Raw genomic sequence first — 18,006 nt, forward strand, 5'->3', positions numbered from 1 at the left:
CGTTGAGGGGCGAACGGTCTACGACGGTGAGGTCATCTCATGAACGCCACCTAAAACGAGAACAACGTCATGCCGCACTTGGTGATCGAATATTCGGAAGGGGCGCTCGCTCGCGACGACGTAACAGGCTTGATGGAAGCGCTCTTTGAAGCCGCTTGGCGAACGGGTATCATGAAGGCGGAGGACGTCAAGGTGCGCGCGTGCGTCTACAACGATTTCCTGGTTGCCGGGAAGCGTGACAGCTTCGTGCATCTGTCTGTCTATTTGCTCGAAGGTCGCTCGCCCGACCAGAAGGTCGAGCTGAGTACGAGCCTTCGACGGACGATGACAGAGCGATGCCCGGATGTGGCCAGCATAAGCGTGGATGTCCGTGACATGGACCCGGTCGCCTACAAGAAACGGCTAAAATGACGGGTGCTCGCCAAAAGACGGCAGCTTCTCAGACGAGCAGGGGCTGCGCGGCGAGGGACATCTCCTTGAGGAGAGGCAGGAAGCGATCGATCATCTCACCGGTCGTGATGCGATCGACATGAGCGCCGATATTTGCGGCCGCGATGACGGCGCCATCGTAGCGGCGAATTGGCACCGATATCGACCGAAAGCCCTCTTCGGCTTCCTGATCGACAAGGCTATACCCTTTGGTGCGGTCGGCAATGATCGTCGCAATCACTGCCGATTTGTCGACCAGCGTCGACTGGGTCAGAGCCGCCAGCTTCATGCCGTCGACCGTTCTCGTCAGCTCGTCGTTTGCCAATCTGCCCAGCAGAACGCGTCCCACCGACGTGCAGAAAGCCGGCAGCCGATATCCTATGTCCAGTCCGGTCGAAAATACCCGCGCCGGACTCGAGCGGGCGATGAAAACGACCTCTTCGCCATCCAGGACCGCAAGGGAGCAGACCTCCCTGGCCTTGCCGGCGACCTCGTCCATCAACGGCTGCATCACGGTGCTGATTTGGTTCGACGCCAAATAGGCCGAAGCCAAAAGCAGCACTCTGGGCGTTAGCGAAAACAACCGCTCGTTGCCCGCGACGAATCCGGATTTTACGAGGGTCATCAGAATCCGGCGCACCGTCGCCCGCGGAAGATTCGCGCTCTTGGAGAGGTCGCTGAGGGTCATTGGACGGCGATCGATACCGAACGACTGTATCACGCGAAGACCCCGATCCAGGGTCTCGATGAACTCGCTGCCCTCCCGCGCCTTTTCCTCTTCTTCCGTACGCTTCAGCCTCGGCATTCTATTGGGCGGTCCCTCTCAGTGGCCTCTCGAAAGCGAGAACCATCACAAATCCGCGCGCTAGGCGCCAGCCTTGTCTCCGGCTGTCACCAGGGATTTGAGGTCAAAGGAAGAGTCTGCGGCTTGCTCCGGTGCAGGGGAGATTCCCGCCGCAATCAGGCGTCGGGCTGCCATTTGCTCGCCTGGCCGGTTGACGCTGTCCACCGCGACCAATCGGCCCTGGCGATAGTAGAAGACCGAGAATCTTCCGTCGTCGACCGAACCTCGGACCGCCTGCCGATCATATCGTCCGGCCAGCCCGACGATCTGCAGCTTGACGTCATATTGGTCGGACCAGAACCTCGGCACATTCTCATAGGGCGCTCGAGCGCCGGCGATCGCCAGTCCAGCGGCCTTCGCTTGATCCTGGGCGTTTTGCACCGATTCCAATCTCACCCAGCTTTCGCAAAAGCGGTTGAAGTGGTTGGCGCAGTCACCGGCCGCGAAAATGTCCGATGTTTCGCATTGTCCGTGCGCGTCAACGACAATTCCATTCGTGCATCTAAGCCCCGCCGAGCGCGCGATCTCGTCATTGGCGACACCACCAATCCCCACCAGCACCAGGTCGGCGTGGACAACGGCACCGTTGCCCAGCACGACAGCGGAAACTTTTCGATCGTTTCCCTTGAAGGAAGCAACCGTTTCGTCGAGCATCACGTCGACGCCAGCCCGCAAATGCGTATCAAGAAGAAAGGTCGACAAGACCGGCGAGACGGCACGTTCAAGCAGGCGGCTGCTCGCTTCCACGACGGTGACCTTCTTGCCCAGCTTTGCCGCGGAGGCCGCAACTTCCAGCCCTATGAAGCCGCCGCCGACGATGACAATCTCCGCAGCATTGGCCAGACCTGCCTTCAGGTCGATCGCATCGGTCACCGAACGCAGATAGAAAATTCCATCGAAGTCCGCGCCCTCAACCGCGATGCGCCGCGCGCGCGAGCCTGTGGCGAAGAGGAGTTTTTCAAACTTCAAAGCGTAGCCGCCGGCCAGAGTGACCTGTCGCGCGTGCAAATCGAGCAGCGTGGCGCGCTGCCCAAGAACGAGATTGATCTGCTTGCCTTCGAAGAAAGTCTCGTCGCGCAAGATCAGATTTTGCTCGCTGATGCGCCCGAGAAGGAAGTCCTTGGATAGCGGCGGCCTCTGATAGGGCAGCCACTCTTCGTCGCACACAATGGTGATGGGCTGAGAATAGCCGGCGTCACGAGCCGTGAGAGCGGCTTGAACCCCGGCATATGATGCGCCGATGATGACCAGCCCTGTCATGATTGCCTCGCCGGCACATGGACCACCAGCTCGTCGAGAGGGGCGGGCACCTTCAACTGGCAACTCAGCCGACTGTTCGGCTTTCGCTCTCCCGAGACGGCGGACAGCAACTCGAGCTCTTCTTCGCTCGGCTGAGGGAGAGAGCTTGCTTGTTCTTCATCGACGTAGACGTGACAGGTCGCGCAATCGAGGCAGCCGCCGCATTCGCCGTCGATGCCGTGAATACCGTTGCGGACGGCCGCGAGCATCACGCTCACGTCGGGTCCGACCTCGATGGATTTTCCGCTGCCGTCCTGCTGGACAAATCTCACTCGCGGCATCCGACCTCCGTTTCCTAAGTTTGTTCGATCTGGGAACATAAGTTCGTTAAACGGTTAGAGCAGTTCTGGCGGACCCTCAATCCCGACCTGCTGGCCGCCGCTGCGGTTCCATTAGGCAACTTATGCGGAAATATTTTGCTTGCTTGCGCGTCACATTGGAGTCATTCTGAACGATATCGAACTAATGTTCGACTACCGAACGACAGGGCAGGATGCAATGAAGCTGACGACAGCGATCGTGGGAGTGGTGCTGACATCAGGCGCGGCGTTTGCCCAGCAGCAGGAGGCCAATGCTCCCTCGCTTGCCTTGATCAACGGCAAGATTCTCACCATGGACGGTCAGTCAAAGGTTGCGGACGCGCTTGCCGTTCGCGACGGAAGAATCTTGGCCGTAGGAGACGCGGCGACGATCAAGGCGTTGGCCGGAAATCGCACCCGCACGATCGACTTGCAGGGCAAGACTGTCGTTCCCGGGCTGATCGACACGCACGCGCATTTCAAGGCTGCCGGTCTGTCCGACTACGTCGTCAACATGAGCGGCGCCAAGACTGTTGCGGATGCCCTCGCAAGCATCAAGCAGTTCGTGGCGAAGAAAAAGCCCGGCGAGTGGATCATCGGAAGCGCCTGGCATCCCCCGTCACAGCTCGCGGAAAAGCGTTACCTGACACGCCAGGAAATCGACGGCGTCGCGCCGAACAATCCGGTCTATCTCCGGACCGTTGGCCACTTCTCGATGGCCAATTCGATGGCGCTCGAGAAGGCCGGCGTAACCAAGGCCACGCCAAACCCAAGCGGCGGATCGTTTGAGCGCGACAGTGCCGGTGACCTGACCGGCGTTCTGGTCGAGACGGCGATCGATCAGGTCGAAAAGACCGTTCCGGAGTGGACGGCGGACGACGAGTTTCGCCAATTCAAGCTCGCGGAAGGTGTGCTGAACTCGTTCGGGATCACCAGCGCCGTAGAAGGGGCCACCTCGCCCAGGGACATCGCGGCCCTGCAGCGCGTGGCGCAGGCCGGTGAAGCAACGCTACGGGTCGGTCTCATGTGGCGCCCGGAACCCCCCGCCGAGAACGCGGCCTGGGAGGCCATCATGCGAGGCAACGGCGCCTCCTCCGGCTTTGGCGATGACTGGCTGAAGTTCGCCGGAATCAAGATCCTTTACGATGGCGGCATGACGCTCAAGACGGCGCTCATGCGCGAGGCCTATCCAGACTCGCATGATGGCTACCACGGCATTGCCCAGCAATCGCCGCAACGCCTCAAGGAGCTGGTGTCCATTTGCAATCGCCACAATTGGCGCGTGGGTGTCCATGCCGTCGGCGACAAGGGCATCGACCACGTCCTTGATGCATTCGAAGCGGCCGACAAGGAGAAATCGATCAAGGATCGGCGTTTCGTCCTGATCCATGGAAGCTTGATAGTGCCCGAGCAAATGGAGCGCGCAAAGCGCCTCGGTGTCAGAGTCGACCTCCAGAACGTTTTCATGTGGGACAAGGCGGCCACCGTCGAGCGCTTCCTGGGTGCGGCGGTCGCCAATCGGGCCGTGCCCACGAAAACTCTCATCGAGAAGGTGGGGCTGAACAGCCTCGGCGCAGGCACCGACTTCCCGGTGAACACGATCAATCCCTTCATCAACATCTACGTCATGGTAACCCGCAAGGATCTCGCCGGACGCGTTTATGGAGCGAACGAAGCCGTCAGCCGCGAGCAGGCGCTGCGCCTCTACACCAGCGCGGCATCGCACTATATGTTCGAAGAGAACGAGAAGGGGACGATCGAGGCCGGAAAACTCGCGGACCTGACCGTGTTGTCGGCGGACCTCATGACGGTCCCCGAGGAGCAGATCAAAGACATCAAAGCCGACCTGACGATCGTCGGCGGCAAGATCGTGTTTCAGCGTTAGTGTGCGTCCCGATAGCATGAGGACGCATCTCGAAGCCGAGAGAGGAGATCCAAGTCATGATGAGCCAAGAGCAGAACGACCTCATTACCCGCGTCGGACCGAAGGCGCCCGCGGGAAAGCTGATGCGGATGTATTGGCAGCCTGCTGCGCTCGTCGACGAACTCGCGGAGGGGCGCCCCATCAAGGCCGTCAAGCTTCTCGGCGAGAACTTCGTTCTGTTCAAGGACGAAACGGGGCGCTATGGCCTGCTCGATCGCGACTGCCCGCATCGGGGCGCCGACCTTGCCTTCGGCCGGCTCGAGAACGGTGGCCTGCGCTGCGCCTTCCACGGGTGGCTGTTCGACGTCACGGGACAGTGTCTCGAGACGCCCGCCGAGCCTGCAAACTCCTCGCTCTGCAAAAATATCAAGCAGCGGTCCTACCCCGTGGTGGAGAAGGGTGGAATCCTGTGGGCGTATTTGGGTGAAGGCGAGCCGCCCGCGTTTCCGGAGATCGACTGCTTCGCGGCGCCGGACGAATACACCTTCGCCTTCAAGGGCCTGATCGAATGCAATTGGCTGCAGGCGCTGGAAGTCGGCATCGACCCGGCTCACGCATCGTTCCTTCACCGGTTCTTCGAGGATGAGGATACATCGGCGGCCTATGGCAAGCAGTTTCGCGGTGCGTCGGCCGACTCGGAAATGCCCATGACGAAGGTCCTGCGCGAGTACGACCGGCCGATCATCAACGTCGAGCACACCGAATACGGCCTGCGGCTCATCGCCTTGCGAGAAATCGACGAGCAGCGCACCCACGTTCGCGTCACCAACCAGCTATTCCCGCATGCGTTCGTCATTCCGATGAGCACGGAGATGACGATTACCCAGTGGCACGTGCCCGTCGACGACGTGAATTGCTATTGGTATGCGATTTTCACCAGCTACGCCGCGCCCGTCGACAAGGCGAAAATGCGCGCGCAGCGCCTCGAGCTTTACGAGTTGCCGGAATACCGCTCGCGGAAGAACAAGTCGAACGACTACGGCTTCGACCCGCACGAGCAGGCGACCGAGACTTACACCGGCATGGGCGCGGACATCAACGTCCACGACCAGTGGGCCGTCGAGTCGATGGGCGCTATTCAGGACCGGACGCGTGAGCATCTCGGGCAATCCGACAAGGCGATCATTCAGTACCGCCGGCTGCTTCGCCAGGAGATCGAGAAGGTGGCCTCCGGGGGCAAGCCGCTGTTGTTCCTCGACGCTGCCAGCGCGCGCAGCATCCAGGGGCCGGCCACAATGGACGGCATCGGTCCGACGAAGGGCTGGGAAACCTACTGGATGGAAGTGGACGTCAAGCGTCGTCGGGGCGCTCCCTGGGCCGCGCCGGTGCCCGCCGAGCTCGCCAAGAAGGTGCCTCACCTGACCGCCGCCGAATAAGCCAGGCCGCCCAGCTCAGCAAAGGAGATGTCGTTGAGTTTCGTCGAAAAGCACGGTCTCTGGTCGTCCGAACAGAAGGAGGCTGCCATCCGCATGCGGCGGATGGCGGAGGAGCAGGAGTTGCATACGATCCGGCTCTCCTTTCCGGACCAGCACGGCATCTTGCGCGGCAAGGCGCTGGTCGCTTCCGAGGCGCTCTCGTCGATCGAGAGCGGCTGCTCGATAACGACGACATTGCTCGCGAAAGATACCTCTCACCGCACGGTGTTTCCCGTCTTCACCGCCGGCGGCGGGTTCGGGATGCACGAGATGCAGGGGGGAGGCGACATCTTGATGGTCGCCGATCCCACCACCTTCAAGGTTCTCCCCTGGGCATCAAAAACCGGGTGGGTGCTTTGCGACCTCTACTTCTCCGACGGACGACCCGTGCCCTTCGCCTCCAGGGGCCTGTACCAATCCGTGCTGGGGCAGCTCAAGGACCGGGGCTATGATTTCAAAGCGGGCCTCGAGGTCGAATGCCACATCTTCAGAGTCGAGAATCCCCGACTGGCGCCTTGGGACGCCGGCAGTCCCGGCCAACCGGGTGAGCCTCCGGAGGTCAGCCTGCTTTCGCAGGGCTATCAGTACCTGACGGAGCAACGTTACGACCAGATGGAGCCTGCGCTCGAGCTGATCAGGCAAAACATCGTGGCGCTGGGCTTGCCGCTTCGGTCGATCGAGTTGGAATACGGGCCGAGCCAGTGCGAGTTCGTGTTCCAGCCCACCGTCGGCATTGAGCCGGCGGACACCATGGTGCTGTTTCGTACGGCAGTGAAGCAGATCTGCAACCGCCACGGCTATCACGCGACCTTCATGTGCCGGCCGCGGATACCGAACGTGATGTCATCGGGGTGGCACCTTCACCAATCGCTGGTCTCCCGAACAGACGGCGTCAACGCGTTCATGACCAGCGAACCGGCCGGCCTGTCGAACCTTGGCAAGCACTATATGGCCGGGCTGCTGGAGCATGCCAGGGCATCCGCGGTCTTCTCGACGCCGACGATCAATGGCTACAAACGCTACCGTTCCTACTCGCTGGCTCCGGATCGGGCGATCTGGGGACGCGATAACAGGGGCGTCATGATCCGCGTGCTGGGCGGTCCCGACGATAAAGCCACCCGGCTCGAAAACAGGATCGGCGAGCCGGCTGCAAACCCCTATCTTTACATGGCGTCGCAGATTCTGGCCGGCCTCAACGGCATTGATCGCCAGCTCGATCCCGGTCCGTCGGCGGACACTCCCTACGAGACCAAGGCGAACCTCCTACCGACCTCCTTGCGCGAGGCGGTGTTCGCGTTGCGCGATGACCCCTTCTTCCGCGAGGCTCTGGGAGAGAAATTCGTCGACTACTACGTTTTCATCAAGAACGCAGAAATCGAGCGCTTCCAATCGACGGTCACCGAGTGGGAGCAGCGAGAATATTTCGAAATGTTCTGAAACAGCATCACCGAAGCGGGAGAAGAGAGATATGAGCTTGAGGTTTGGACTTGTTGGGGCCGTCGCGATTGCCACTGCCTGGATGTCGCCGGCGCAGTGCGACACCATCAAGGTGGGGATCATCGGCACCATGTCCGGTCCGTATGCCTTGTTCGGCCAGAACTTCAAGTACGGCATCGACGCCTGGGTGGCCAAGCATGGATCGAAAGTGGGCGATCATCAGATCGAGTTTGTCTATCGCGACGAAGAATCGCCGAACCCCGCCAAGTCGAAATCATTGGCTCAGGAGTTGATCGTCAAGGAGAAGGTTCAGTACATCGCGGGACTGTACTTCACTCCGGACGCCCTGGCCGTCGCTCCGCTTCTCGAGGAAGCGAAGGTGCCTATGATCGTCATGAACGCCGCGACGTCCGCGATCGTCGAGAAGAGCCCCTACATCGTGCGGACGTCCTTTACGATGTGGCAGAACACGGTCCCCGCGGCGAAGGTGGCGAAGGCCAGAGCGGCCAAGAAGGTGGCGATCGCCGTCAGCGATTACGGCCCCGGCATCGATGCCGAATCGGCCTTCAAAAAGACGTTCGAGGCAGATGGAGGCACCATCGTCCAATCGATCAGGATGCCGCTCAATACGACCGACTTCGGCCCGATCATGCAAAGGATCAAGGATTCCGGCGCAGACATGATCTTCACATTCTTGCCGGCCGGTCCACCAACCCTGGGGTTCGTCAAGGCCTATATCGACAACGGGCTGAAAGCGTCTGGCGTGAAGTTGTTGTCCACGGGTGATGTCGTGACCGAGCCCGATCTTCCGACTATCGGTGACAGCGGCGTAGGCATCCTGTCGACTTACCACTACGCGGTCTCGCATGACTCTTCAGAGAACAAAGCCTTCCTGGCCGATCTGATCAAGGCCGGTGCCAAGCCTGAGGACATCACCATGGCGTCGGTCGCGGCCTATGACGGTGCTCGGCTCATCTACAAGATGGTTGAGGCCACCAACGGCCAAAAGGACCCGGACAAAGCCCTTGCGGCCGTGAAGGGCATGAAATGGGTCAGTCCGCGCGGCCCCGTGTCGATCGACCCGGATACCCGGCATATTCGTCAGAACGTTTATCTGCGCGAAGTCGTGAAGCAGGACGGCAAGCTCCTCAACAAGGAACTGCAAACGTTCGATGCGCAGCCGGACTGGGGCCTGGCGAAGAACTAGGGCGGATCGCTCGCGATGTAAATCTCGCGAGCAATCTCTTCATCGTGTCGGATAAGGGCCCGGAATGAGTGGTCGGTCGCAGTCTATTCGCTTCGTCAACGGTCGCATCTATCGCGATGCCAGCGACCGGATGATACCCGGCTTGACGGACGCGCACATCCACCTGTTCGGGCTGGCTGCCGAGCGGCTCCAGATCCGAAAAGCCGCGGAAGCATTCAACTAATGGCGTGGACGGGTCTCAGCATCGGGCTAGATGCCCTCTCGTACGGCATGGTGCTCTTCATCATCTCCATCGGGCTGTCCATCATGATGGGCCTGATGAGGGTCGTGAACCTTGCTCATGGCGCATTTGCGATGATCGGGGGATATCTCGCGTCTTTTGCGCTCAAGAACGCGGGCGCTGGATATCCACTCGCGATTGTCCTGGCGGTCCTCGGCACCATCGCGATCGCCTTTCCGCTCGAATTTCTTCTCTACCGCCGGATTTATCGCAAGTCCGATGAGCTGACCCAGATATTGCTCACGATCGGCATCGCGTTCGTCATCATTGGCGTTGCCAACTACATTCTTGGCCCGACGACCAAATCCATTCCGCTGCCTCCGCTGCTGAGCGGTCCCGTCGATCTCGGCTTCCGAATGATCCCGGCTCATCGGATTTTCGTGATGATTTGCGGAGTGTGCACCGCGGGCTTGCTCTGGCTACTGATCGACCGCACCGAGTTCGGGATCCGGCTGCGTGCCGCGGTCGACAACGGTGACATGGCCGAGTCGCTCGGAATCAAGACGCAGATCCTTTTTTCCGCGACCTTCGCGCTTGCGGTCGGCCTGGCGGCGTTCGGGGGCGTGGTGGGCGCCGAACTGCTGCCCGTCGAACCTTTTTACGCGCTCAGATATATGGTGACGTTCCTTGTCGTTGTCTCGGTCGGCGGGGCAGGATCGATCCCGGGCGCCGTGGCGGCATCGATATTGCTTGGCCTTGCGGACACGACCGGCAAGTACCTTGCACCCGAATATGGTGAGTTCTTCTTCTATCTTGCGGTCATCCTGGTCGTGTTTCTGTTCCCGAACGGCCTTTTGGGCAGGAGGCACTGACGTGACCGATCGAGCCATGGTCGATGGCGTGAGCCCGCCGCGTTTTTCCGTGCCGCTTGAGCTGCGCGCTGTCGCAATCACGCTGGCGCTCGGAGTGCTCGGCTACACGCTCTTTCCGGAGGACCTCGCGTTTCTGACGCGACTGATCAGCATCACGCTTCTGGTGCTGTCGCTCGATCTGGTCACGGGGTATTGCGGTGTCGCCACCCTGGGGCATGCGGCGATCTACGGTGTGAGCGCCTACGTCGTGGGTAACGCCTGCCTTGCCGGACATTCCGACCCCCTGCTGTTGTTGCTCGTGGGGGCGGTGGCCGGTGCCGTGATGGGGCTGGTCTCAGGCGTCCTTGTCACGAGGTTCAAGGGTCTCCCCCAGCTCGTGCTATCCATTGCCGTCGGACAGCTCGTCGCGGCGCTGGCCAACAAACTGTCCAGCCTGACGGGCGGAAGCGACGGATTGTCCGGCATTTCGCCTGGACGAATCTTCGGGGTCTATGCGTTCGACATGTATGGTCGCACCGGCTATGTGTTCTCCGTTGCGGTGCTTATGGTCGTGTTCGTGGTGCTGCTTCGAATCGTGCACTCTCCGTTCGGCCTGCTTTGTCAGGCAATCAAGGATGACAGCCTGCGAGCTCGGATGATCGGTGCCCGCGTGTATCCCCGGCTCGTGCTGATGTATGGCGTGTCGGGGGTTGTTGGCGGAATTGGTGGTGCTCTCAATGCCATCAATACGGGCGTCGTGGGACTGGATAGCATCGGATTTGAGCGGTCGGCTGAAGCTCTCGTCATGCTGGTCCTGGGTGGCGCAGGCAGTCTCTGGGGCGCGCTGATCGGATCCATCGTCTTCCAAGTGTTCGAGCACTACGTCTCGGCTGCGAATCCATTCCATTGGATGACCATGGTCGGTGCGTTGCTGATCGGGGTCGTTTTGTTCGCCCCGAAAGGCCTGGTGTCCCTTGGAGGCTTGCTTGCTGGTCGCACCGCCTCGGTGATGAGGAGGCGCCCGTGAGCCGGCCGCTGCTCGAACTGCGAAACGTTTCGATGTCCTTCGGCGGGATGCGGGTCAACGATGATATTTCCTTCAGTATCGGGAAGGGAGAAAGGGTCGCGTTGATTGGCCCGAACGGCGCGGGCAAAACCACGCTCGTCAACGTCATCTCCGGCGACTTGACCCCTTCACAGGGTGCCGTCCACCTCGCTGGTGTTGATGTCACCGCGCTACCGATTTCCGATCGCGTCGACGCCGGCTTGATCCGGACATTTCAGATCACGAGGCTCTTCAAGAGCCTGACGGTCGCACAAAACGTCGCGCTCGCCGTGATGCAACGAAAGGGGCTCACGAGAAGCATGTTTTCCTGCCCGATGGATCGGCCGGACGTTCGTCGGGAGTGGGAGCGGGCCCTTGGAACGCTCGGTATCGCCCATCTGGCCGACAGGCAGGTCTCGCAACTGGCGTACGGTCAGCAGCGCCTTCTTGACCTGGCAATCGGGCTTGCTCTCGAGCCGAAGGTCCTGCTCCTGGACGAGCCCGCGGCAGGGGTTCCGTCGGAGGAGTCCTCCAAGATCATCGAGGCGATCGACAGATTGCCATCTGATATCGCGGTCTTGATGATCGAGCATGACATGGACCTGGTCTTCAAATTTGCCCGCCGTGTGCTCGTTCTCGCCAACGGAAAGCTGATCTTCCAGGGCGATCCGGCAGAAGTCACGCACCATCAGGAAGTCCGTCGAGCTTATCTAGGTAGCTACGCAGATGCCCGCCACGCGTCTTGAAGTCAAAGGTCTCAGTGCCGGGTATGGCCCCACCCGTATCATCGATCACATGTCGTTCGAGGTCTTGCCCGGAGGCCGTCTCAGCGTCCTTGGTCGAAACGGAGCCGGCAAGACGACCTTGCTCGCATCGCTGATGGGTCTGACGACCCATCATGGGGGAAAAGTATTCCTGGGCGAGGCTGATCTCACGGATACCAAGGCATCGACACGCGCTCAACGAGGTCTCGGTTACGTACCGCAGACACGCGACATATTTCGGTCCCTGACGGTGGAAGAAAACCTGGTCGCGGGTCTCAAGGATCGAGGTCGAGAGGCACTTGAAGAGGTCTACGTGATGTTTCCGAGGTTGGCCGAACGTCGACGCCATTTCGGGACGCAATTATCGGGCGGCGAGCAGCAGATGCTCTCGCTCGCCAGGACGCTGCTGGGAAGGCCTTCAGTTCTCCTCTTGGATGAGCCGCTCGAGGGGCTCGCGCCGGTGATCTGCGATCAGATCATGGAAATCATCACCGCGCTGGCGAGTTCTGGTGAAATGACCATCATTTTGGTCGAGCAGCAGATCGAACGAGCGCTGCGCTTTGCCGATCATGTCATGGTGGTTGAACGCGGCAAAGCGGTCTGGAGTGGTGAATGCTCGCACTTGCGCGACGACCCCAAAATGGTCGAGCGCCTGCTCGGTGTTGGGGTGCACTGAGGCATGCGGCTTCCTTGTCATTGAGACAATGGGCAAGCTCGTATCACCCTTGCCCCGTCGGGGCGGCGGGGTTTGGCCGTAGCGCTCGCCCGGAAAGGCGAACCGGAGCACGATCGCACGCCAAAGGGCCGGACAAGTTGATCCCTTGCCGCAAAGCGCTCAAGGACGACCGCAAGCGCTGTCAGTTCAGCCTTCCAAGCAGTCTTCGGATGATCTTCCGCAAGTTTTCGGCGTACTCATCGACGACCTGACGCCTCTCGGCCGATGGCGGCAGCTGACATTCGTCGTTCCCGTCCGGCGACGGAGGATCCGTCTTGGAACTCCCGCGCATGATCGAGGCGATCGGCTTTGTCACTTTCACGGGAAGTCTGACCTCTGATGCACGACGCGCGTCGTTCAGGCTAGGTGCCAATTCCATCTGCGGCCTTCACACAAGTTAAGTCGCCGGAGCGGGTCGATCTGCATGGCTCGTCGCCGACGCGTGGCGCCGCAACATTTTGCAAATCGCGGCGCGCTAGGTGCACGAGGCGGTCGGATCGCACTTCGGGCAGCAGCCGTCGGCGGCTGCGCCGAGCTGGCGGCCGAGCTCGGCCCTGAGAGCCTCCTTGTCCCATTCGGCGCCGTCGCATCTGACGATTCGCTTGGCGCGCTCGAAGGCGTGACTCTCGGCGGCGTCATCGCCGATGCGGACGATCACGTCCCGATGGAACGGGCAGGCCGTCGTCGCGCGGGTCGTCTCCAGGGCGTAGCGCACGACCTCGGTGAGATCGTCGGTGTCAATGTCGGCAAGCATGTCGGTTCTCCTGATCGGCGTCCTCCCTTGTCCAGACCATGCACTGGCTTCGACGAAAACCGGCCTCGGGCTCGATGGGAGCGCCGAGGCCGATTGTTCGCGTGGCTCTTCCATCCAGGGTCTGAACTCGTCCAGCAAACCCGCGCTGCCGATCTTCGTTCCATCGAACTCTTCGGCGGAGCCGCTCTCCGGCCTGCTCCATGTTCGCGGTCTTCTGCACTCTCCGTGAAAGCGGCGCCGGGAAGGCCTCGAAATCCAAACGTCGCTCGCTCCGGCAAATGGGACCTCGAAAAAGCGTTCCCGATGCCGACACAAGACTATCGTCGGCGTCGCAAACATGTCTTGATCCAGCTCAAGGGAGGCGGCGGTATTTGACCGAACGCTTCTCGATCGGCAACCTGCTTACAAGCGCTGCGCGATGTCTTCACCGCTGCTCGCGTCAATCCGTTCAGGACATCTGCGTAAGTATTGGACCGCAATTTCCAGGTCGCCGCGCCGGGCGCATATCTCCAGCATGGAGCGCAACGTCATCTTCAAATGCCCCCGCACGGGCATGAACGTGCAGCACTGGATTCCCGGCACAGCCTCCGACGCCGCGGACACGCACGTCCCGGTCCGGTGTCCCGCTTGCGCCTCGCTGCACTTCGTCAATGTCGCCAGCGGCAAGACCTTGAGCGAGGGCATCGGGCGGCCTCGCGTGACCACGGCGCCAGCCGGTCACAACCAGCCTGATCCATCGCGTCCTTGACTTCGTGAGCTTCGCGCGGCCGCGCCCGGATCAGATTTCCAACTGGATCCTCAAGGCATCTCAGACCCAGCCACCATCGACGATATAGTGCTGGGCGGTGCAGGCGGACGCCTCGTCGGAGGCGAGGAAGACGGTGAACTTTGCAACCTCGTCCGGCATGAGCCGGCGCTTCAGGCATTGTCGCTGCTGCAGCTCGATCTCGCCGGCCGGCGTCATCCATTTCTCGAGCTGCCGCTCGGTCATGATCCAGCCTGGCGCGATCGCATTAACGCGGATGTTGTAGGGGCCGTAGTCGCGCGCCAGCGAGCGCGTCAGTCCGATCACGCCTGACTTGCTGGCGGTGTAGGCGGCCATGCCGCCTTGTCCTGCGATCCACGACACCGAGCCGAAATTGACGATGGCGCCGGCATTGGCCGCCTTCATGTCCGGCAACACGGCCTGCGATGCGAAGAACTGGTGCTTCAGGTTCACCGCGATGCGGTCGTCCCAATAGTCCGGCGTCATCTCCTCGGTGTTGTGCCGCTCGTCATGCGCGGCATTGTTGATCAGGATGTTGATCGGGCCATGAGCCTTGCGTGCCTCGACGACGCCGGCACGCAACGCGGGGATGTCGATGAGATCGACGTGCTGGAAATGCGCAGCCAGTCCCCGCTCGGACAGCTCGCGCGCCAGGCGCTGTCCCTCGTCGGTCTTGATGTCGAAGAACACGACCTTGGATTTCTGCTCCGCAAAGCGCCGCACGATCGCAGCGCCGATTCCGGCTGCGCCGCCGGTGACGAGCACGACCTTGCCGGCGAGGTCGGAATAGATGGCAGCCATTGGGCACCTCGGTTTGTTGCGGCCGGCGCGGCGCGCCGCAGCCGACTCTTTTCCAAACCTTAGCCATTCCGTTGGTGAGGTGCATAGATCAGATTTTGTGTTGCGTACCTCAAAAATTGAGGGCAGGATTGCGTTCAAAGAATAAAAGTCGTCGGGAGGATGTGATGAGATTGCTCGGGAAACTGGGACTCGCTGCTGCCGCATGCTTGCTTTGGGCCAGTTCCGCGTCAGCCGACACCACGGTCAAATGGCTGCACATCGAGGTCAACCCGGCCCAGGTGAAGATCTGGGAGGAGGTCGCACGCAGCTATGAGGCGTCGCACCCAGGTGTGAAGGTCGAGATGCAGTTCCTCGAGAACGAGGCCTACAAGGCCAAGCTGCCGACCATCCTGCAATCCAAGGATCGGCCGCACATCATCTATAGCTGGGCCGGCGGAGTGCTGAAGACCCAGATCGAGGCCGACGTCCTGGCAGACATCACCGATTCCGTGAAAAGCGGCGGCTACAGCGACACGATCGCACCGGCAGCGCTCGCGGCTTTCACCAGCAACGGCAAGGTCTATGGCCTGCCGACCGCGCTCTCGCAGGTCGGCTTCCTCTACAACAAGGACTTGATGGCCAAGGGGAATGTCGACGCGAGCAAGATCAAGACATGGGACGATCTGCTCGGCGCAGTGAAAACGCTGAGGGGCGCGGGCGTGACGCCGATTGTGGTTGGCGGTGCCGACAAATGGCCGCTGCATTTTTACTGGACGCATCTCGCAGTGCGCATCGGCGGCAAGCCGGCCTTCGATGCAGCACTGAAGGGTGAGAATGGCGGGTTCGCCGGCGAAACCTTTCAGAAATCCGGCGAGCTGTTCAAGCAGCTGGTCGATCTCCAGCCCTTCCAGAACGGCTTCCTCGGGTTCAAGAATCCGCAGGCCGTCGGCTATTTCGGCGACGGCAAGGCCGCGATGATCCTGGCCATCTCGTCCTTCTATCACACCCAGCGCGCGCTTGCCGCCGACAAGGTTGGTCTCGGCGACGACAAGCTTGGCTGGTTCGATTTTCCGGTCGTACCCGGCGGCAAGGGCGAGCCGTCAGACACGCTCGGCGGCATCACCGGCTGGTTGATCACCAAGGGGGCGCCCAAGGAAGCCACCGACTTCCTGAAATTCTTTATCTCCAAGGACGTGCAGGCGCGGCTTGCCGCCGGCAACTTCATCGTTCCCGTCGTCAAGGGCGGCGAGGCCGGTCTCAACAGCGCTTTCATGAAGCAGATCGCGGCCAATCTGGCGAAGTCCAACTATCACCAGAACTTCTATGACCAGAGCCTTGGCCCGTCGGTCGGCCGCGTCGTCAACGACGTCACGGCTGAGATCGCCGGCGGCAGCATGAGCCCGCAGAACGCAGCGAAAGCCATCGAAGCGGCGTACAAGCAGGGTAACTGACCGGTGCCGCGACGGATCGCGATGTCGTCGCCGATCGGCGTTGCCGGTGAGGCGGCCCCCCAGGTCGGGATTCGTGGCGCGGTTCGTGGCCCAGGCTGGGATGGCCGCTTCACGGTCCTGATCCTGTTCCTGCCGCCCGCGCTGCTGCTGTTCACGCTGTTCGTGGTGCTGCCGATCGGCGAGGCCGCCTGGTACTCGGGCTTCAACTGGAACGGGTTCGGCAGGCCGACGAACTGGATCGGCTTCGACAATTACCGCTTCGTGCTGGAGACGCGGGCCTTCTGGCTCGCGCTGCGCAACAACGGGCTGATCATCGCCGTTTCGCTCGCCATCCAGCTGCCGCTTGCGCTGACGCTCGCCCTCATGCTGGCCGAAAAGTTTCGTGGCGCCGTGGCGCTGCGCATGCTGTTCTTCATGCCCTATATCCTCGCCGAGATCGCGACGGGGCTGATCTTCAGCTTCGTCTATGACGGCGACTACGGCCTCGTCGCCTCGATCTGGCGCACCTTCGGCGCCGAGCCTCCGCATTTGCTGGCCTCGACCGACACGGCGATGCTGGCGGTCCTGATTGTGGTGGTCTGGAAGTATTTCGGCTTCCACATGATGCTGTTCATCGCCGCGCTCCAAAGCCTCGACAAGAACCTGGTCGAGGCCGCCCGTATCGACGGCGCGACGCGGGCGCAGACGCTGCGCCACGTCGTGATCCCCTTGCTCTATCCGACGATCCGCCTGTCGGTGTTCTTCGCCATCATCGGATCCCTGCAGCTGTTCGATCTCGTCATGCCGCTGACGCGCGGCGGACCGGCGGATTCCTCGAACACGTTGGTGAGCTTTCTCTATAACAACGGCATCTCGCGCATGCGGGTCGGCTATGGCAGCGCCATCGGCGTCATCCTGTTCGCGATCTGCGTGACCTTTGCCTTCACCTACAAGCGATGGTTCATGCGCGATGAATAGTGCCGGGGCTAGAAGCGCATTCGATCCCGCAGCGCTGTTCAAGGCGCTGTTCCTCGGCTTGCTCGCGATCTTCGTCCTGGTGCCGCTGCTCGCGACCTTGCTCGGCGGCTTCAAGTCGCTCGGCGAGCTCCGTGTCAATCCATTCGGCCTGCCCGCACAATGGGAATGGCAGAACTACGCCGACATCCTGTTCTCGGCGCGCTACTGGCAGCTGCTGCGCAATTCGCTTGTTATCTCGACGCTGGCGGTGGCGCTGACCCTGATCACGGCTTCGATGGCCGCGTTCACCTTCGCCCATGTCAGGTTCTTCGGCTCATCGATGCTGCTCAGCTATCTGACGCTGGGCCTGCTGTTTCCCGCCGCGACCGCCGTGCTGCCTCTGTTCATCAAGGTGCGCGATCTCGGCCTGCTCGATACCTATTTCGGCGTCGCGCTGCCGCAGGTGGCGTTCAGCCTCGCCATGAGCGTGCTGCTGCTACGCCGCTTCTTCAAGGACATTCCCTATGAGCTGCTCGAGGCCGCGCTGGTCGACGGCTGCAGCTACATCAAATTCTTCCGCTATGTGACGCTGCCCTTGTCGCGTCCGATCCTGGCGACCGTCGGCACCATCACCTTCGTCAACAGCTGGAACGCCTACCTGCTGCCGCTGGTGATGCTGAACACCGACGCGCTGTATCCCTGGCCGCTCGGCATCATGGTCTACCAGGGCGAATACTCGTCCGAATGGCACCTGATCCTGGCCTTCATCACGCTCACCATCCTGCCCACGATCATTCTGTTCCTGCTGGCGCAGAAGCACATCGTGGCCGGCCTCACCGCGGGCGCGGTCAAGGGATGAGCCGTATTCTG

Annotated in this window: 19 protein-coding genes; 13 read left to right on the top strand and 6 right to left on the bottom strand. The window is 61.3% G+C overall.

The window, feature by feature from the left end; all coding sequences use genetic code 11:
* Positions 1 to 69: 69 nt before the first annotated feature.
* A complete protein-coding gene (locus tag I6F36_RS15050; protein WP_036004140.1) occupies positions 70 to 411 on the top strand; it encodes a 5-carboxymethyl-2-hydroxymuconate Delta-isomerase in 342 nt (113 codons plus the stop codon).
* A 28-nt stretch (positions 412 to 439) separates the two neighbouring features.
* Here the strand turns inward: I6F36_RS15050 and I6F36_RS15055 are convergent, their stop codons facing one another.
* The 3 genes from I6F36_RS15055 to I6F36_RS15065 are packed head-to-tail and all read right to left on the bottom strand — an operon-like array spanning position 440 to position 2,892.
* The gene (locus I6F36_RS15055; RefSeq protein WP_109144609.1) at positions 440 to 1,234 is read right to left on the bottom strand and encodes an IclR family transcriptional regulator C-terminal domain-containing protein; all 795 of its coding nucleotides are present in this window, start codon (positions 1,232 to 1,234) and stop codon (positions 440 to 442) included.
* Positions 1,235 to 1,294: 60 nt separating this feature from the next.
* Positions 1,295 to 2,533, bottom strand: a complete 1,239-nt coding sequence (locus I6F36_RS15060) for an NAD(P)/FAD-dependent oxidoreductase (RefSeq protein ID WP_225171673.1) — start codon at positions 2,531 to 2,533, stop codon at positions 1,295 to 1,297.
* Complete coding sequence (locus I6F36_RS15065; protein ID WP_346656655.1) at positions 2,530 to 2,892, bottom strand: 2Fe-2S iron-sulfur cluster-binding protein; 363 nt, start codon at positions 2,890 to 2,892, stop codon at positions 2,530 to 2,532. The genes I6F36_RS15060 and I6F36_RS15065 overlap by 4 nt, the downstream gene beginning before the upstream one ends.
* A gap of 268 nt (positions 2,893 to 3,160) precedes the next feature.
* On the opposite strand from I6F36_RS15065, the gene I6F36_RS15070 reads away from it, so the two are divergent.
* The 9 genes from I6F36_RS15070 (at position 3,161) to I6F36_RS15110 (ending at position 12,410) form a co-directional block, all read left to right on the top strand.
* Entirely contained in the window at positions 3,161 to 4,756 is a 1,596-nt protein-coding gene (locus I6F36_RS15070; protein WP_225171674.1) for an amidohydrolase, read from the top strand.
* 56 nt (positions 4,757 to 4,812) lie between these two features.
* On the top strand, positions 4,813 to 6,171 hold the full coding sequence (locus I6F36_RS15075; RefSeq protein ID WP_036026089.1) for an aromatic ring-hydroxylating dioxygenase subunit alpha: 1,359 nt from the start codon (positions 4,813 to 4,815) through the stop codon (positions 6,169 to 6,171).
* A gap of 33 nt (positions 6,172 to 6,204) precedes the next feature.
* Complete coding sequence (locus tag I6F36_RS15080; RefSeq protein WP_225171675.1) at positions 6,205 to 7,647, top strand: glutamine synthetase family protein; 1,443 nt, start codon at positions 6,205 to 6,207, stop codon at positions 7,645 to 7,647.
* An 82-nt stretch (positions 7,648 to 7,729) separates the two neighbouring features.
* Entirely contained in the window at positions 7,730 to 8,854 is a 1,125-nt protein-coding gene (locus I6F36_RS15085; RefSeq protein WP_225171844.1) for an ABC transporter substrate-binding protein, read from the top strand.
* 64 nt (positions 8,855 to 8,918) lie between these two features.
* On the top strand, positions 8,919 to 9,077 hold the full coding sequence (locus I6F36_RS15090; protein ID WP_157783994.1) for a hypothetical protein: 159 nt from the start codon (positions 8,919 to 8,921) through the stop codon (positions 9,075 to 9,077).
* Positions 9,077 to 9,946, top strand: coding sequence for a branched-chain amino acid ABC transporter permease (locus I6F36_RS15095; protein ID WP_225171676.1), 870 nt, complete (start codon positions 9,077 to 9,079; stop codon positions 9,944 to 9,946). The genes I6F36_RS15090 and I6F36_RS15095 overlap by 1 nt, the downstream gene beginning before the upstream one ends.
* A gap of 16 nt (positions 9,947 to 9,962) precedes the next feature.
* Positions 9,963 to 10,952, top strand: coding sequence for a branched-chain amino acid ABC transporter permease (locus I6F36_RS15100; RefSeq protein ID WP_225155736.1), 990 nt, complete (start codon positions 9,963 to 9,965; stop codon positions 10,950 to 10,952).
* 32 nt (positions 10,953 to 10,984) lie between these two features.
* Positions 10,985 to 11,716 carry an ABC transporter ATP-binding protein gene (locus tag I6F36_RS15105; protein ID WP_036004179.1) on the top strand — a complete coding sequence of 244 codons (732 nt, stop codon included), beginning with the start codon at positions 10,985 to 10,987 and terminating at the stop codon, positions 11,714 to 11,716.
* Entirely contained in the window at positions 11,697 to 12,410 is a 714-nt protein-coding gene (locus I6F36_RS15110) for an ABC transporter ATP-binding protein (protein WP_225171677.1), read from the top strand. Before I6F36_RS15105 ends, I6F36_RS15110 begins: the two co-directional genes overlap by 20 nt.
* 514 nt (positions 12,411 to 12,924) lie before the next feature.
* Here the strand turns inward: I6F36_RS15110 and I6F36_RS15115 are convergent.
* The 3 genes from I6F36_RS15115 to I6F36_RS15125 form a co-directional block, all read right to left on the bottom strand.
* Entirely contained in the window at positions 12,925 to 13,203 is a 279-nt protein-coding gene (locus I6F36_RS15115) for a hypothetical protein (RefSeq protein WP_225171678.1), read from the bottom strand.
* A gap of 402 nt (positions 13,204 to 13,605) precedes the next feature.
* Positions 13,606 to 13,887, bottom strand: coding sequence for a hypothetical protein (locus tag I6F36_RS15120; RefSeq protein ID WP_156446847.1), 282 nt, complete (start codon positions 13,885 to 13,887; stop codon positions 13,606 to 13,608).
* A 124-nt stretch (positions 13,888 to 14,011) separates the two neighbouring features.
* Complete coding sequence (locus I6F36_RS15125) at positions 14,012 to 14,770, bottom strand: SDR family NAD(P)-dependent oxidoreductase (protein WP_225171679.1); 759 nt, start codon at positions 14,768 to 14,770, stop codon at positions 14,012 to 14,014.
* A gap of 164 nt (positions 14,771 to 14,934) precedes the next feature.
* Here I6F36_RS15125 and I6F36_RS15130 point away from each other — a divergent pair, with 164 nt between their 5' ends.
* From I6F36_RS15130 to I6F36_RS15140, 3 genes are read left to right on the top strand one after another with little or no spacing between them, the layout of a single operon-like run.
* On the top strand, positions 14,935 to 16,200 hold the full coding sequence (locus I6F36_RS15130; protein WP_225171680.1) for an extracellular solute-binding protein: 1,266 nt from the start codon (positions 14,935 to 14,937) through the stop codon (positions 16,198 to 16,200).
* A 3-nt stretch (positions 16,201 to 16,203) separates the two neighbouring features.
* Positions 16,204 to 17,157, top strand: coding sequence for a carbohydrate ABC transporter permease (locus I6F36_RS15135; RefSeq protein ID WP_225171681.1), 954 nt, complete (start codon positions 16,204 to 16,206; stop codon positions 17,155 to 17,157).
* Entirely contained in the window at positions 17,150 to 17,995 is an 846-nt protein-coding gene (locus I6F36_RS15140; protein WP_225171682.1) for a carbohydrate ABC transporter permease, read from the top strand. The genes I6F36_RS15135 and I6F36_RS15140 overlap by 8 nt, the downstream gene beginning before the upstream one ends.
* Positions 17,996 to 18,006 lie beyond the last annotated feature (11 nt).

The organism is Bradyrhizobium sp. BRP19 (assembly GCF_020194195.1).
GTDB lineage: Bacteria > Pseudomonadota > Alphaproteobacteria > Rhizobiales > Xanthobacteraceae > Bradyrhizobium > Bradyrhizobium yuanmingense.